Source organism: Gilliamella sp. B3817, assembly GCF_026536705.1.
Lineage (GTDB): Bacteria > Pseudomonadota > Gammaproteobacteria > Enterobacterales > Orbaceae > Gilliamella > Gilliamella apicola_I.
The window spans coordinates 209,367-223,896 of record NZ_JAFNNV010000001.1 but is presented as its reverse complement, the minus strand read 5'-3'; the positions used below and the strand labels follow the sequence as shown (position 1 = coordinate 223,896).

Sequence of the window (14,530 nt, the reverse complement as noted above, 5' to 3'; positions counted from 1 at the left end):
TAATGATGCAACTTGCGAAGTCACAATAAAAGATTGAGTCATCATATTCTCCCTAAATTATTCACTAATTAAACTAAAAAAACTATTATTAAATAAAAATAAGAAGTCACTTAAAATTAATATAGTTTAATAATTTAATTTTGTTGAAAATATCAGTTAATACATAAAATTTAGAAACAAATGAACTTAATCTTTATATATTTCATTGAAATATTTCTTAAGTTTCCTGATTATTTTTATTTATTTTTTCTATCATTTCTTCAATCATTTCTTGATTTAAACCGGATGATTCAAAATTTAATTTCTTTTCATAAACAACACGCTTAATTGGCTGATTTGTTTTTGCATCAATATAACGACTAGGCCAAATTTCGGCCGGATCTAAATCAAGGGCTTTAGCAATGATAAATTCCCCTTTTGTCCATGGTCGAACAAGCGCATTACCAAGAGTTGACGAACTAAAACCCGATCGGCGTGATAATTCAGATAGTGTTGTCCCTTTCTTTTTTAGTGCAGCTATAATATCAGCGTGATGCCAATCGCTGAATTTTATTTCCATTTTTTGTTCCCTCTTAGTTTATAACTTATTTTATCTATGCTATGCTCTAAAATTACTGAAACGAGTAATTTCATTATTCAAGTTATTTTGCAATAATAACTCGTTTCTTATTTAGTATAACAAGATTTCTTTAATTTCTGTATTTTTTTCTGGTTATTTAAAATTAGGATGGTTAAAATGAAAGAATGGTTCTCATCTAAAGAGCTGTCAAGCATTGCAGGGATGCCTACAACAATACAAGGTATTAATCGAAAAGCAAGAGCTGAAAAATGGACTGCACGTAAACGTTCAGGTGTTCGAGGTAAAGCTGTCGAATATCATATTGGAAGTTTACCGTCAGATGTCAAAAAAGCATTATATATTGAGGAAGAGAGTGCAAGCTATGTAATTTCACCCATTGAACCTCTTCAACTTTGGATGACTGCTTTTGAACAATTGACACCCGATGAGCAATCGATTGTCTCTTCATGGCTAATGCGAAATGGTATAAAAGATTTCATCAGTTTCATCAATAAACAAAATAAAGAAGATTAGTGTTATTAATTTAGCTGATATATACTTTAGCGCTTATAAAATTTAGTTATTACGGAAAAGTAAATGGGAAAACAATTTCAATTAACAACAAATGACGAAATTATTGCTTATTTAGTTAAGCAATTTCCAGATTCTTTTGCGTTCGGGAGTAATGTCAAACCTTTAAAAAAGGGCATTGTTCATGACATTATTTCCCGATTAAATGAAAACCCTAAATTAAGCTTAGCTAAACTCAATGATGCGTTAGATTTCTACATGAATAGTCAGCATTATTTAGAAAGTATAAAAATTGGGGTTTATCGGATCGATTTAGACGGTAATCCCCATGAAATCATAACTCAGGAACAGATGGATCTTGCTAAGCAACAACTAATAGAAAGTAAAGAAAAAACGATAGAATCCTTTAAAGAACAACCCAAAGTAAACAATAACGCAATTCATTCACAACCCAACAGTTTAATTATTACGGCAGAACAGATGGAAAAACAGTTTCAATTGACAAATAGTAAAGAAATTATTGTATATTTAGCCCAACAATTTCCTAATTGTTTTACTATTGAGGGCGAAGCAAAGCCCTTGAAAATCGGCATATTTCAGGACATACTTTCACGTCTTGATGGAAACCAAGAATTAAGCAAAACGAAACTACGTGTTGCCTTACGTGTTTATACCAATAATTGGCGTTACTTATATAGTATAAAAGTTGGCTCGCATCGTGTTGATTTAGATGGTAATCTCAATGAAGTCATTACCCAAGAACAGATGGATTATGCACAACAACAGCTTAAAGAGAGCAAAAGTAAAGCTAAAGAGCACTTTAAAAAACAAAACAAATCGAAACCTAAAAGAGCTTATACTCCACCTAAAAAAAATAGAGTTTTAAAAATTGGTGATTTTGTTAAGGTTACGATGGGCAATAAACCATTAAAAGTGCAGATCATTGATATTGAAAAAGAACATATCAAAGTGAAGGTTGGTTCAGGTATGCAACTAACAGTTAAACCAGAGCACATAATTAATCAATAGAGAATGGCAATGAGTAATTTATTTAAAGGTATAAGAAAATCGTTACTTGTTCTTTGTGTTATTAGTCCAAGTATCGTTTGCCAAGCAGTTCAGACTAATTCGTCAGTTACAGAACAATTACCTACACTAAAACAAGATCAAATTCATCAAATTGTGGCAAATAGGGTAACTAACTATTTTACTCAAGCCCATTACCGTAATTTTGATTTAGATGGCGTATTTTCAGCCAAAATCTTTGACCGCTATTTTAAACTATTAGATGGCAATAAATCTTTTTTTATTCAGCGTGATATTGATAGCTTTAGAGATAAACAAGCGTCGTTAGGTCAAGAGCTGTTAGATGGCGATTTGAAAATGGCCTATGACATTTATAATCTTTCTATTCAAAAAAGATATAACCGATTTCAATATGCTTTAAAAGTTTTACAACGCCCTATGGATTTTTCAACTAATGAAAATATTGATTTTAAAAGAGAAGATATTTCATGGGCAAGCACCGAAGAAGAGCTTGATAATTATTGGGATAAACGAGTCAAATATGATGAGTTAAGTCTCTCATTATCCGGTAAAAATGAGAAAGAGATACGTGAAGTTTTAACTAAACGTTACAATCGTGTGTTAAAAACATTGTTACAATCCAAAACTGAAGATGCGTTCCAAGTGTTTATGAATGCATTTGCACGCGAAATTGATCCTCATACCAGCTATTTGGCGCCACGAAAGAAACGAGACTTCGATGCTGAGATGAATTTATCAATGGAAGGTATTGGAGCCACTTTAAGTCAAAAAGATGATTACACCGAGATTATGTCTTTTGTAACGGGTGGACCGGCTGAAAAAAGTAAACAACTAACCATTGGTGATAAAATTATTGGTGTCGGACAAGGTAATTCAGCCATTGAAGATGTTATTGGCTGGCGTCTCGATGATGTTGTTGAAAAAATTCGTGGGCGAAAAGGAACTGTTGTCCGACTCGAAATTTTACCGGCAGGCAATAGTAGCAAACCTAAAATTGTTGAACTAACACGTGATAAAATTCATTTTGAAGACAGGGAAGCTAAACTAAAAATTATTGACAATCAACGAGGGAAGGTTGGTGTTATCGAAATTCCTAGCTTTTATATAGGATTAACTCAAAAAGTCAATTCACTATTAACGCAAGCTAATCAAGATAATCTGCAAGGGCTTGTTATCGACTTACGCGATAATGGCGGTGGTTCTTTAGCAGAAGTTATTGCATTAACTGGGCTATTTATTGATACAGGACCTGTGGTTCAAGTGCGTGACAATCTACAAAAAATCAATGTTTATGATGATAAAAATGAAAGTATCAAATATTCAGGGCCAATCGTGGTGATGATAAATCGGTACAGCGCTTCTGCCTCTGAAATTTTTTCTGCCGCAATGCAAGACTATGGCCGAGCGTTGATTATTGGGGAAACGACTTATGGTAAAGGTACGGTGCAAACCTCACGAAATATAGCTTATCCGGTAGATGCAAGATTACATCCGGATTGGCCTGAATTAGGCGGTGTGCAATATACTGTTCAAAAATTTTATCGAATTAATGGTGGGAGTACGCAACTTAAAGGGGTTGACCCTGACATTGACATGATCAATGAGAAATATGTTGACGAAACCGGTGAAAGATATTTAGATAATGCATTGCCGTGGGATAAAATTCCTTCAGCGCAATATTCAAAAGTTGCAAATATCGAGCCATTATTGTCGGAACTTAAATCTAACCATTTAGCCCGAATTGCCAAAAATCCTGAATTTATCTACATTCAAGATGATATTAAACGGTTCAATGATAAAAAGGATAGTCGTTATATTGTTTCTTTAAATAAAAAATATCGTGAAGATGAACAAAAGAGCGATGATGACCGAGATTTGAAACGCATGAATGAACGTTTGAGTCGCGCAGGTTTGGCTCCAATTGCGAAATTAGAAGACTTACCAAAAGATTATAAACGCCCCGATGCTTATTTAGATGAAGCTGTTGAAATATTGCTTGATTTTGCGCCTAAATATTCCAAAATTGCGAAAGAACAAGTAAACAGTAATGTCATTCCATTAAACATTTCGGTTGATCAATAGAATAATTAAAATTGGAGATAAAAATATGTGTTCAAATTTAAAATATGCATTATTTAGTACAGTAGCCATACTCGGTTTAATTGCTGCATTTGGCGTGATTGTTTGTATGAATTAAAAATACTTGAAAAATTGTTTTGTGACGATTATAGTATGCGCCTGCTTTTGAAAAGCAGGCTTTATAATTTAGGTGAGGTGTCCGAGTGGTTGAAGGAGCACGCCTGGAAAGTGTGTATACGGCAACGTATCAAGGGTTCGAATCCCTTCCTCACCGCCATCTCTTCCCGATTTTTGCTTGGCTTGCCGCTTAAAACAGCGTTATACCAACATTTTAGTTTTTAGAATATTGATCATAAAGTCTCAATTCTTATTATTTATACCTGTTAATAAATTGTGCTTTTGATTCTTCTCTTGCTTGAGAATAGCAAATATCCAAAACGAACTGATCATAAATGTCAGCGTTAACTGCGTGATTATCAAGTTTCAGTTTGATTAACTCTAGAAGTTGCCAATCATTTTCATTACTAAAGTTTTTTATAAGTTCGCTAGCCCGTTTATCGATCCACTCATCTTTTGCATCTTGTTTTTCAATTCTATCGAGCATTTTGCAAAAATCAGCTTCATATGCGTTTTCAACTAATCGGTGTAATTGATGCATCACGTACCTCGTTGCTGTTTATCTATTTCAACTAAAAAAGCAATAATCCAAACAAGATTAAAATAAAAATACCAATAAAAGAAAAATTGATTTCGCTATTCGTTAATTGATAATCTGGATGAAAACGATCTTTTATTTTCATCTTAACAAAATCTCTATTTGTCATATTAACCTCTAAAAAAGCCCCGATTTCGAGGCAAAAGGGTGTAGAATATTACTGTCTTTCCAGTTGTCAGATATTCAATAAATTGGTTTACACAAACTTGTATTGAATATCTCATCAAAACCGCAGTATGTTCGTAAGCCTCTGCTAGCTACTTGAATCTCGTTACCCCATTAGTAACTCGTGGTATTGCTAACTTTATGGTAAGTTGATTAGTTTTGATAACCATAATGATAATATAAGTTATCAAAAAAGTTAATAACAAAAGTAATAAAAAATGAGGTTACGATAAAAAATTAAAATGTTAGGGCATAATGGTAGGAACATAAACCGCCGAAGCGGTAAATGTTATGTGTCGATCAATCCAATATCGATGATTGCCACCAGACTCTTCCTAGAATGGTGATATCATCCAAAGAAACAGTTTCATCATCATAATCTGAATTGTAACTTCTGATTTTGACTTGATTACCAGGCAATCTTTCCAATATTTTTATTCTTAATAACCCGTCATGATTAATTGCGTATATTTTTCCATCTCGAATATTGGTGTCAGCTTGATTGATACCGACAGTTGACCCGTCTCTAAAAACAGGTTCCATACTATCTCCATAAACAGTTAAACATACGGCACAGTCTTTATCAATTCCGTATTTTCGCATTGTTGACCGTGATAATCGCAGTTTGTATCCGTTATAATCTTCAATATCATCAGCAAATCCGTTACCTGCAGAAAGCCTAACATCTTTGTAAAATGGCACTTCAACTTCATCCTCATCAAGTGGTGTTTTGCTATCCCATTCATCGATAGCACCTAGCATTGTTGCATTGGCACTATTTTTAGTTAATTTCGATTTGCCAACACCTTTTGTCAGCCACAATAAATCAACATTTAACGCGTTGGCTATTTCAACAATTTTTCTTGATGTATTGGATTTTCCTGACAGTAATTTTTGAATGGCGGGCTGACTAATTTTAACCTTTTCAGCTAATTGATGTTGAGACATACCAGATTGTTTCAATGCTGAATTTAATCTTTCTGTAAATGTCGTCATTTTTTTATCCCATTGTAATGAAGTACTTTATTGTATAACTCAAGTTATCATTATTCAAATAACATTGGTTATTGATTTTTATGATAACTATTGTTATTATTAATAATAATAGTTATTTTAAAGGAATATTTCAAGAATATCTTTGTCATGATCAGTGCTAATAGAGATATAAAAAAATCACTTTAATACTGAAAGAGAGATAAAACATGAATGAAAACATGAATGAAAACATGTTGATAATTAATTCTTTTACTAGTTATTAATTTAACGTTAATAAAATGAAACTACTTGAGGTGAATAATGCTAGCAAAACAAATCAATGTTGAACAATATCAAAACCCGACACAATGGCTTAATAAAGTGAGTTTGAATGCTGATTATGATATCACTCAAGTATTAACCCGTTGGGGTAATTGGGCTCGAAAAGAAGCCTATCAACAACGCAAAGTATTTAGTCTATATCAATCCCAAAAAAAGGAATATAAACAGGTCTGTTTAGATAAAGACGGGTTAATAATAGATGGCATTATTTCGACGATGAAAAACAGTAAAATTGCGAAAATAAAAGAAGAAGCAAAAGTCTTAATTAAATTTTATTATGGAGACGAAATGATCGTGGATGATCATGTTTATATCGAACCAAGCAAAACACAAATATCGTCGACATTAATTATCAAACCTAAAAATTTACGTGAAATAGCGCAGGATTTAGCCTGTAGTGAAGGCAATATCCGAAAAATAAAAAGTAGTGGGGAAAGTTACATTATTGGTGCATTATCGATGCAAACGATGTTAACCGGCATTGAACTGGAGTTATTGCAACATTTAGTGTTTTAAAAAAAGTGGGACAGTTAATCTTGACAACGTACGCCAATAAGTATATAATCATCTCAAAATCAAGAATTGTTACTTAAGCCCGCTAAGCGGGCTTTTTTATTGCTTTTAATTTGCAATATGTTATTTAACATTCTGTTTATTCATATAAAATAATTAAATCAAAATAAATTAAATTAATTAAACTTCTTTAATATAACTCTCTTTTATTCAACCGCTTCATTGCGGTTTTTTTATGTCTACGATTTAACTATCAGTTATCACAATTCAACGGGTTCGCAGAGCAATCTCAGAAAATAATTTATACATAAGTGCTGCGTAACCCTTTCTTATTTTTAACTGCCTCAGCAGGAGGCTCACGATGAAGATGAAACCTATGCCAATCAAAGAGCCTGACCATATCAATTGGTATGTTGTCGTTTATTTGTTTTTTGTCACCTTACTGGGGTCATTAGCCAGTTATTGCTATCACATTATTAATGGGAATAAGTTTAATCTGATGATTTTAATTGCTCAGATATTTATTTCTACTTTTGCCGGCGCGCTGGTGGTGTTGGCAGCCAGTTATTTTAACTGGCAGTTTGAGCTGGCCGGCGGTGTTGCCGGTTTAGCGGGGTGGTCGGGCGCAACCTTAATTAAAGCGCTTGAAGAACAATTAATAAAAAAAACACGTGGACATGATGATTAAAAGGAAAACCAATGAAACTGACTGAACATTTTAAACTGGATGAGTTTACCTATTCATTGACTGCCAGTCGATTAAAAATTGACAATTCCGTACCGGCAGCGCTGATGCCCAATATCCAATTAACAGCAATAAAACTTGAACTGGTCAGAAAAGCCCTTGAGCACCCCATCATCATTACTTCCGGTTACCGTTGTCCGGCATTAAATGCCCGGGTAGGCGGGGTGGCAAGTAGTGCACACACTCAAGGTTTGGCGGTTGACTTCCGTTCGCCATTTGGCACACCGAAACAAATCTGTCAACGATTGATAGATGCAGGAGTCGTGTTTGATAAGCTTATTCAGGAGCATAATCAATGGGTTCATATCGGATTCAGTCCCACTCATAATCGCCAAATAGTGCTGACTGCCGTCAAAAATGGTGGTAAAACGGTGTATTTAAACGGATTAGTATGATGAATAAATTAACATTGTTGATTAAGTTATTACCGTATGGTGGCATTGTAATAACCGGTTTAGCGCTTTATTTTGCATATCACTGTTGGCAAGGTGAACAACTGGCAATGGCTAAAACGGTGGCGTTAGAAGCGCAATTTAAAGCATATAAACAAGGTAACAATGCCATTAAATTAATTGAGTCAAATATTCTTGAGACAATAAAAGATGAACAGGTTAAAACAGATAGTTTACGTGATGATGTGGATAATGGTCTTGTCGAGTTGCGCATCAAAGTCGCCACCCTCGAACGAAATAGTGCCGCCACCGGCGATATTGCTGACAAAGCCTTACGACTTGCAAAATCTTCTCAACAAGATTATTACCGTCTCACCCACGCAATCAGCTATAACCAAGCCCTAATCGAAGGATGGCAACAATACTACTGTCAGGTCATTGCACCTCAAAATAACACACTGTTTATGTGTGATAGATAATTGTTTTATCAGGTGTAAATAGCTTTTTCTAATCGAATTTATTGAATAAATTTAAAAAACTCTTCCTTAATTTCTGAAGTTTTTATGAAATTTATAAGCAAACAATAATTAACAAGATCTATTTTTAAAATGTCGCTAAGGAGATGATAATTTGATTTCAACAATCTCAGCATTGCTTGAATCTCACCTTGATATTATTGCAAAAAAACTAAACTTACCTGTTTTCGATGAAAATAGTGAAATTCTTTCTCATTCCGATATTTATCTCAGAACTTATATTTTACCAGAAGTAACAACAAGCGTTGATTCAGAAGGAAAATTGAAGGTTTATCGAGGTGTTTATCAAATTTCTGTTGTCGCACCTATCAATAGCGGTAAGTTACGTTCTCAACAAATATCTGATGAAATTATTCAGCATTTTCCACTCAATTTAGAGTTAACAAGTCATAACTTTTCACTTTATGTAAATTCTATACCAAGTGTTTATCCAGCAAAAATGGATAATGCTTGTTATACACTACCGATCAGCTTTAACTATCGTGCTGATTCTATATTTTAAATAAAATTTAAGGAGATATATATTATGGGTTTTGCTTTACCTAATGGTTCACGTGTGTATGTGCAAAAATCACACAACGAAGTAACTAACTTTAATTCAATTTCTAATACTAAAGAAGCGGTGGTAACGTTAAATTCAGGGCATGGACTAGTGGTCGGGGACGAAGTCATGCTCACTTCATCATGGACTAAATTGAATAATATTGTCGCAAAAATTTCTCACGTAAATAACAATGAAGTGACTTTGGGTAATATTAATACTAGTAATACAACGGTATTCCCGGCAGGAGAAGGACAAGGAACTATTACCAAAATAACGGAATGGGAACAACTACCTCAAATTAAAGAGGTTGCTACTGAAGGTGGTGAACAGCAATTTATTCAAATTCAGTTCCTTGATGATGATGCAGAACGTCAATTACCGACTATCAAATCAGCGAAAAGTAAAAGTTTTACCATTGCTCATGACAGCTCATTACCTATCTACACATTGTTACAGCAGTTGGATTTAACCAATAATGTTGTTGCAATGAAAATGTATGTTCCTAAAGCTAAAGAAACACGTTATGACTCTGTCCGTATTGCTTTTGATCCGACGCCAACAACAGCCATTAATGATATTGAAACTGTAAAAGTAAGTGCGACAGTTGAGTCACCAGCAATTACTTTCTATAAAGATTAATTAGGACATTTTAATCATGGCAAAATTTAAACTTATTGCAGATCCGACATTTAGATGTGAAGTTTCCATTCCGCGTCCTGGATTGGACGATGGTCAAATTAGCTTTGATTTCAAACATTATTCAGTTGATAAACTGACCGTGTTTGAGACCGAGCTTAAGGATAAACCTATCATTGAATTTATGATAAAAATTGTATCTGGTTGGAATTTGGATGAAGAGTTTAATCAAGAAAATTTAAATATCTTATTAAATAACTATCCTGCTGCTTGGCAAGCAATAACTAATACTTATTATAAAGAGATGTTGGGACAACGAGAAAAAAACTCATAGAGCTTGCCACTGCACTTTATTCATCAACGCCTTCAAAAGCTGAACTTGATTCTTTTGGGCTATCGGAAGTCGATTATGAAGATGAGTATATAGAAATATGGTCAGATAACTGGGATGCTTTCCAGTTATTCCAAGCCATGTCAACGCAGTGGAGAACAAGCATGAGTGGTATTTTAGGTCTTGACTATAATTGCTTGCCTTGGGTAATGCAAATGCTTGATATTAAAGGAAACCAAAAAATTTTTAATGATATTCGGTTAATGGAAAGTCAGGCCTTAACAATCATACACAAATCAAAATAACCGACGAAAGTCGGTTTATTTAATATGGGTAATCTATGTCAAAAACAACTACATTATCATTAAAAGTTGAAACAGGTAATCTTGATAAAGAGATTAAAAGAATTAACGAGTTAGATGTAAAGCTTAAAATAACTGATAAAAGTTTGAGAACACTAAATACATCTAAACTAATGCATAACAATATTAGTAAACGTCAATTGGAATCTTTATATAACCAAATTGGGGTCTATAATAAGTTATTAGGGATCATTCATCCGGTCAACAAAGCATTGGATAATCTGCTTTATGTGCAACAACAATTATCTGACAATAATGGAAATGGATTTATTGATGCTCATGCTTTTCAAGTTTTTAATTCAATAATTGAAAGCTCTAAGTATCAATTAATTGGGATAATTGAATCGCAAGAAACATTTGCCAATACAAGTGAAAAAATGAGTGCGGCATTAAGTCAGATTTCAAATCAAATAAAACAGATGTCCGCACAAGCGAATGTAAAGAAAAATCCATTAATGACACTGGCGGAACATGGAATAGAAATTGGTGAATTGTTCGGTCCTGTTGGAAAAGCTATTGGTACGATAGTTGAAGTGGGTGCCGTCGTCGGTAAGGATTTGTTTGACTATTTTGATAATGCTGTATCTGCCACTGATAGTTTAAGAGAATCCCAAGAAAAATTGTATAGTATTGTTAAACTAAATAAAGATGGAACAGTTTCATTTACTGAAGAAATGAAGGAACTAGCAAATATAAATCCTAAATTTGCGACAGCATTTATTCAGACTTCAAAAAGACTTTCAGAAAAATCAATTGAGTCTTCAAAAGGTGTGTTTGAAGAAATTTTAAAAGAATCAAAAATTAATTTTAATATCATTACTCATGGATTGGACTATATTCGAACGCATCCTAATGGTATTGAAATACCTGAAAAAATTGATGATTTTTGGGAGAGTAAAGAACAATATAATCAGGCAATGGGAAATGTGCATGAACAAATCTTTAGTTTAGTAAAATCAAGCACTGAGCAACTTGCTAAAACATGGAATATAACTAATGAAGAAGCTAAACTTTTTTTAAATAAATTGTTGGAAATTAAAAATGCATCAAATTCATTCGAGTTTGAAGCAAAATTAAATGATCTTGGAGCTTATTTTGGAGACATTTCATCAATAGCTGGTAAAGGAAATGATAATTTAGATAATTTTATAATAAAATTTAAAGAAATTATTACCAAAGTCACTAATTCAACAAAAATACTGAAGTCATCAAATGATTTAAATGGCAACCCTCAAGGCGATAAAGGCAATAGAAATAAAATAAACACTTTATTTTCTTCAAAAAATAGTGCGCCGTCATTATTAAAAACTAGTCAACGTGATGAGAAAAATCTTCAAATTCAATTAGAATCATTAAAAGAACAGAATGCAACGATCGGTGCGATAACGGCAGAACGTAAAAAATACTTTGATTTGCAAGCTCAGATTAACATCTTGGAACAAGAAAACAATAAAAGTAGACTAACCGCAGAAGAACGTCATTTACTAGCCAATAAAGCGTCGTTACTTACTCAATATGAAAAAAATGCGGCAATTTCTGAAGAAATCAATGGTCGAATCAAAGCCCAACAGATTTTACAAAATATTACTCACAATTCTACTCAATTACAAAATGAGATTGCAGATAAAAAAGCGACCTTTGGAATGACATCATCTCAATCATCAAGGTATCAAAGTCGAATTAATTTAGAAAGAAATAAGGAACAAGATTTAGATCCAAGTAATAATCTAAGTCAAGAAAACATCATCACTATAACCCAAAACTACCTTGAGGCAGCTCAACTTTTAGAAGAAAGTTTTGTGCAAGAAGATTTACAAAAAGGAGATTGGATAGCTGGTTTAACAACCGGTTTGAAAGAATTTGCTGAAACATCTCAAGATGTTTTTAGTGTTGCTAAAGATTTTGCGCAAAATTCAATTGGATCTATGTCTCAAATGATGACAACGCTTGTCACAACAGGCAAAGCAAACTTTCAAGAGTTTGCAAAAACTATCTTAGTTAATCTAATTGAAATTATTAATAAATTGATTTTAGCACAGATTATTCAATCTGCTTTAACGAGTTTTGGTGGTGGAGGAAAAGCGACCGGAGGACTTCAACAAGCTTATACAGGGGGTGAAATTCTTGGATATGCTTCGGGTGGAAGTGTGGGATATGCATTGGAACCAGGCGGTTTTACTGGACGAGGTAATAAGTACCAACCAGCAGGAATCGTTCATAAAGGCGAGTTTGTTTTTACAAAAGAGGCAACTCAACGATTAGGTGTAGACTATCTTTATAGTCTGATGAATGATTCTCATAAAGGATATGATAGCAGTGGTTATGTTCATACCTCTATTTCGGCTCCGATAGCATTAGCCCAACGCACAACTCCTTCTTCAAATGCAATCACTGTTAATCCCAATATTGTATTAAATATGTCTTCAGAAAATAGTACTTCTACTCATGGCAATAATACCGATCCAAAACAAGTTCAATATCAAGTAGATGCGGTTATTAGACGGCAAATGAATGAGATGTTTAAAAAATCAGTTTCACCGGGAGGAGAGTTATACAACGTCATGTATGCGATGAAGTAATGATATTAACCATTTAGATTCTTTTAAAAACCTCTAAATAGCATAATTTTAATACTTATTCGAATATTAAAACACAATAACAACTCATTTTTAACCATCCCTATTTCTTGGAATATCATCGTATTTTAGTCGTCTATAGCGCGTAACTGGATTCATTTCAACACAATTAACTTAATTTTTTATTGCAAAAAAAACATAAAGTTAGAATTGATCACATCAATAAATATCCGTTTTCACGCTTATATCTAAAAATTGTATTGTTAATTACTCAATTTTGATGTTTTTAATTCAACTAAATTACCTAGACATATTCAAAACCAAATTTTGTTTGAGGAGTATATGAAAGTAGATAAATTTAAATGGAAAACAATGCATTCCCCCAATGGAGGGGAAAAAATGAGTATCACAGAAGTAAAATTTAACGATGGATATTCGCAAATTTGGAGTTCTGGAATCAATAAATCAGGTGAAACATGGGATTTGTCCTATACGGGTCATTGTAACGAATTATCTGAAATCCGTCAGTTTCTTAACAGCCATATTATTCATTCCTTTCAATGGGTTAATCCGTGGGGAGAAGAAAGATTATATCGTGTTCAAAACGAATCAATCAAATCTGAATTTATCTCTTCGAATGTGGTAAAGCTAAGTTTTACTTTTGTCCAATCTTATGCACCTTAATTATTCAAATGTAAACCTCAAAAAATTTTCTTAATTAAGTTTTGGGGATTGATGGAGAGAACATGTCAATAACACAAGATTTACAAGCCATTGAAGGCAATGAGCTGATACAACTTATTGAAGTTGATTGTACAAAATTTGGGCTTGATGAGGTTTTGCGATTTCATTCTCATAATATTTCTGCTGAAGGGTGGGCTTCCTTTGCTGTTGGAAATTTACCTTCTATAAAATGGCAAGGTAAAGAATATTTACCGTATCCGTATGAATTAAGTGATCTTGAATTAAGTAGTACGGGTGCACAACCTACCCCTAAATTGTCAATCGGTAATATTGACGGAAGAGTGACTAGATTGTGTATAGATTATGATGATTTAGTTCAAGCGAGAGTAAAAATTCATACCACAATGGCAAAATACCTTGATTCAGACAACTGGTTAGCAGGTAATGCCACAGCCGATCCAACTCAAGAAAGAGTTCAATTATTTTTTATTAATAATAAACGCGAAGAAACGAAAGCTATTGTTGAATTTGAACTTTGTTCGCCATTTGATATTCAAAATTTACAATTGCCTACCAGGCAAATCACAACAATATGTACTTGGTGTATGCGTGGATGGTACCGCTCAGGTACAGGCTGTGATTATGCCGGAAATAAGTTTTTCACCAAAGACGGAATTGCCGTTGAAGATCCGGCAAAAGATGAATGTGGAGGACTATTAAAAGATTGTAAAGCCCGACATGGTAATAAACCTCTTCCGTTTGGTGGTTTTCCTGCGGCTAATCTTCAAGGTAAGTAAT

Annotated in this window: 18 protein-coding genes and 1 tRNA gene; 16 read left to right on the top strand and 3 right to left on the bottom strand. The window is 33.5% G+C overall.

The window, feature by feature from the left end:
- Nucleotides 1-217: 217 nt before the first annotated feature.
- Nucleotides 218-559: a helix-turn-helix domain-containing protein gene (locus J3U36_RS00960; RefSeq protein WP_411590973.1), complete on the bottom strand. Its 342-nt coding sequence runs from the start codon at nucleotides 557-559 to the stop codon at nucleotides 218-220.
- A gap of 177 nt (nucleotides 560-736) precedes the next feature.
- Here J3U36_RS00960 and J3U36_RS00955 point away from each other — a divergent pair, with 177 nt between their 5' ends.
- From J3U36_RS00955 to J3U36_RS00940, 5 genes are all read left to right on the top strand, one after another.
- Nucleotides 737-1,093 (top strand): DNA-binding protein, encoded by a 357-nt coding sequence (locus J3U36_RS00955; protein ID WP_065558735.1) that lies wholly within the window; start codon nucleotides 737-739, stop codon nucleotides 1,091-1,093.
- A gap of 63 nt (nucleotides 1,094-1,156) precedes the next feature.
- A complete protein-coding gene (proQ, locus tag J3U36_RS00950) occupies nucleotides 1,157-2,119 on the top strand; it encodes an RNA chaperone ProQ (RefSeq protein ID WP_267380782.1) in 963 nt (320 codons plus the stop codon).
- 9 nt (nucleotides 2,120-2,128) lie between these two features.
- On the top strand, nucleotides 2,129-4,219 hold the full coding sequence (gene prc / locus J3U36_RS00945; RefSeq protein ID WP_267380780.1) for a carboxy terminal-processing peptidase: 2,091 nt from the start codon (nucleotides 2,129-2,131) through the stop codon (nucleotides 4,217-4,219).
- A 25-nt stretch (nucleotides 4,220-4,244) separates the two neighbouring features.
- The gene (locus J3U36_RS11370; protein ID WP_267359485.1) at nucleotides 4,245-4,334 is read left to right on the top strand and encodes a YnhF family membrane protein; all 90 of its coding nucleotides are present in this window, start codon (nucleotides 4,245-4,247) and stop codon (nucleotides 4,332-4,334) included.
- Between the two features lie 71 nt (nucleotides 4,335-4,405).
- Nucleotides 4,406-4,493 (top strand) — tRNA-Ser (locus tag J3U36_RS00940).
- Between the two features lie 93 nt (nucleotides 4,494-4,586).
- On the opposite strand, the gene J3U36_RS00935 is transcribed toward J3U36_RS00940, so the two are convergent.
- Together J3U36_RS00935 and J3U36_RS00930 are read right to left on the bottom strand one after the other, a co-directional pair.
- Complete coding sequence (locus J3U36_RS00935; protein WP_267380779.1) at nucleotides 4,587-4,874, bottom strand: hypothetical protein; 288 nt, start codon at nucleotides 4,872-4,874, stop codon at nucleotides 4,587-4,589.
- Between the two features lie 522 nt (nucleotides 4,875-5,396).
- Nucleotides 5,397-6,092 (bottom strand): XRE family transcriptional regulator, encoded by a 696-nt coding sequence (locus J3U36_RS00930; protein WP_267359489.1) that lies wholly within the window; start codon nucleotides 6,090-6,092, stop codon nucleotides 5,397-5,399.
- Between the two features lie 300 nt (nucleotides 6,093-6,392).
- On the opposite strand from J3U36_RS00930, the gene J3U36_RS00925 reads away from it, so the two are divergent.
- The 11 genes from J3U36_RS00925 (at nucleotide 6,393) to J3U36_RS00875 (ending at nucleotide 14,529) form a co-directional block, all read left to right on the top strand.
- Complete coding sequence (locus J3U36_RS00925; protein WP_267385826.1) at nucleotides 6,393-6,929, top strand: antiterminator Q family protein; 537 nt, start codon at nucleotides 6,393-6,395, stop codon at nucleotides 6,927-6,929.
- Between the two features lie 358 nt (nucleotides 6,930-7,287).
- Entirely contained in the window at nucleotides 7,288-7,614 is a 327-nt protein-coding gene (locus J3U36_RS00920; RefSeq protein ID WP_218837354.1) for a phage holin family protein, read from the top strand.
- Between the two features lie 11 nt (nucleotides 7,615-7,625).
- Nucleotides 7,626-8,066 carry a D-Ala-D-Ala carboxypeptidase family metallohydrolase gene (locus J3U36_RS00915; RefSeq protein ID WP_065559620.1) on the top strand — a complete coding sequence of 147 codons (441 nt, stop codon included), beginning with the start codon at nucleotides 7,626-7,628 and terminating at the stop codon, nucleotides 8,064-8,066.
- Complete coding sequence (locus J3U36_RS00910) at nucleotides 8,066-8,542, top strand: lysis system i-spanin subunit Rz (protein WP_267385824.1); 477 nt, start codon at nucleotides 8,066-8,068, stop codon at nucleotides 8,540-8,542. Before J3U36_RS00915 ends, J3U36_RS00910 begins: the two co-directional genes overlap by 1 nt.
- A 151-nt stretch (nucleotides 8,543-8,693) precedes the next feature.
- The gene (locus J3U36_RS00905) at nucleotides 8,694-9,101 is read left to right on the top strand and encodes a phage tail terminator-like protein (protein WP_081299199.1); all 408 of its coding nucleotides are present in this window, start codon (nucleotides 8,694-8,696) and stop codon (nucleotides 9,099-9,101) included.
- 24 nt (nucleotides 9,102-9,125) lie between these two features.
- Nucleotides 9,126-9,782 (top strand): phage tail protein, encoded by a 657-nt coding sequence (locus J3U36_RS00900; protein ID WP_267379117.1) that lies wholly within the window; start codon nucleotides 9,126-9,128, stop codon nucleotides 9,780-9,782.
- A 16-nt stretch (nucleotides 9,783-9,798) separates the two neighbouring features.
- The gene (locus J3U36_RS00895) at nucleotides 9,799-10,113 is read left to right on the top strand and encodes a phage tail assembly chaperone (protein ID WP_267350661.1); all 315 of its coding nucleotides are present in this window, start codon (nucleotides 9,799-9,801) and stop codon (nucleotides 10,111-10,113) included.
- A complete protein-coding gene (locus J3U36_RS00890) occupies nucleotides 10,110-10,415 on the top strand; it encodes a DUF1799 domain-containing protein (protein WP_081299198.1) in 306 nt (101 codons plus the stop codon). Before J3U36_RS00895 ends, J3U36_RS00890 begins: the two co-directional genes overlap by 4 nt.
- A 35-nt stretch (nucleotides 10,416-10,450) precedes the next feature.
- Nucleotides 10,451-13,051 carry a phage tail tape measure protein gene (locus J3U36_RS00885; RefSeq protein WP_267379120.1) on the top strand — a complete coding sequence of 867 codons (2,601 nt, stop codon included), beginning with the start codon at nucleotides 10,451-10,453 and terminating at the stop codon, nucleotides 13,049-13,051.
- Nucleotides 13,052-13,390: 339 nt separating this feature from the next.
- On the top strand, nucleotides 13,391-13,732 hold the full coding sequence (locus J3U36_RS00880) for a phage tail protein (RefSeq protein WP_220215504.1): 342 nt from the start codon (nucleotides 13,391-13,393) through the stop codon (nucleotides 13,730-13,732).
- 62 nt (nucleotides 13,733-13,794) lie between these two features.
- On the top strand, nucleotides 13,795-14,529 hold the full coding sequence (locus tag J3U36_RS00875) for a phage minor tail protein L (RefSeq protein WP_267379123.1): 735 nt from the start codon (nucleotides 13,795-13,797) through the stop codon (nucleotides 14,527-14,529).
- Nucleotide 14,530 lies beyond the last annotated feature (1 nt).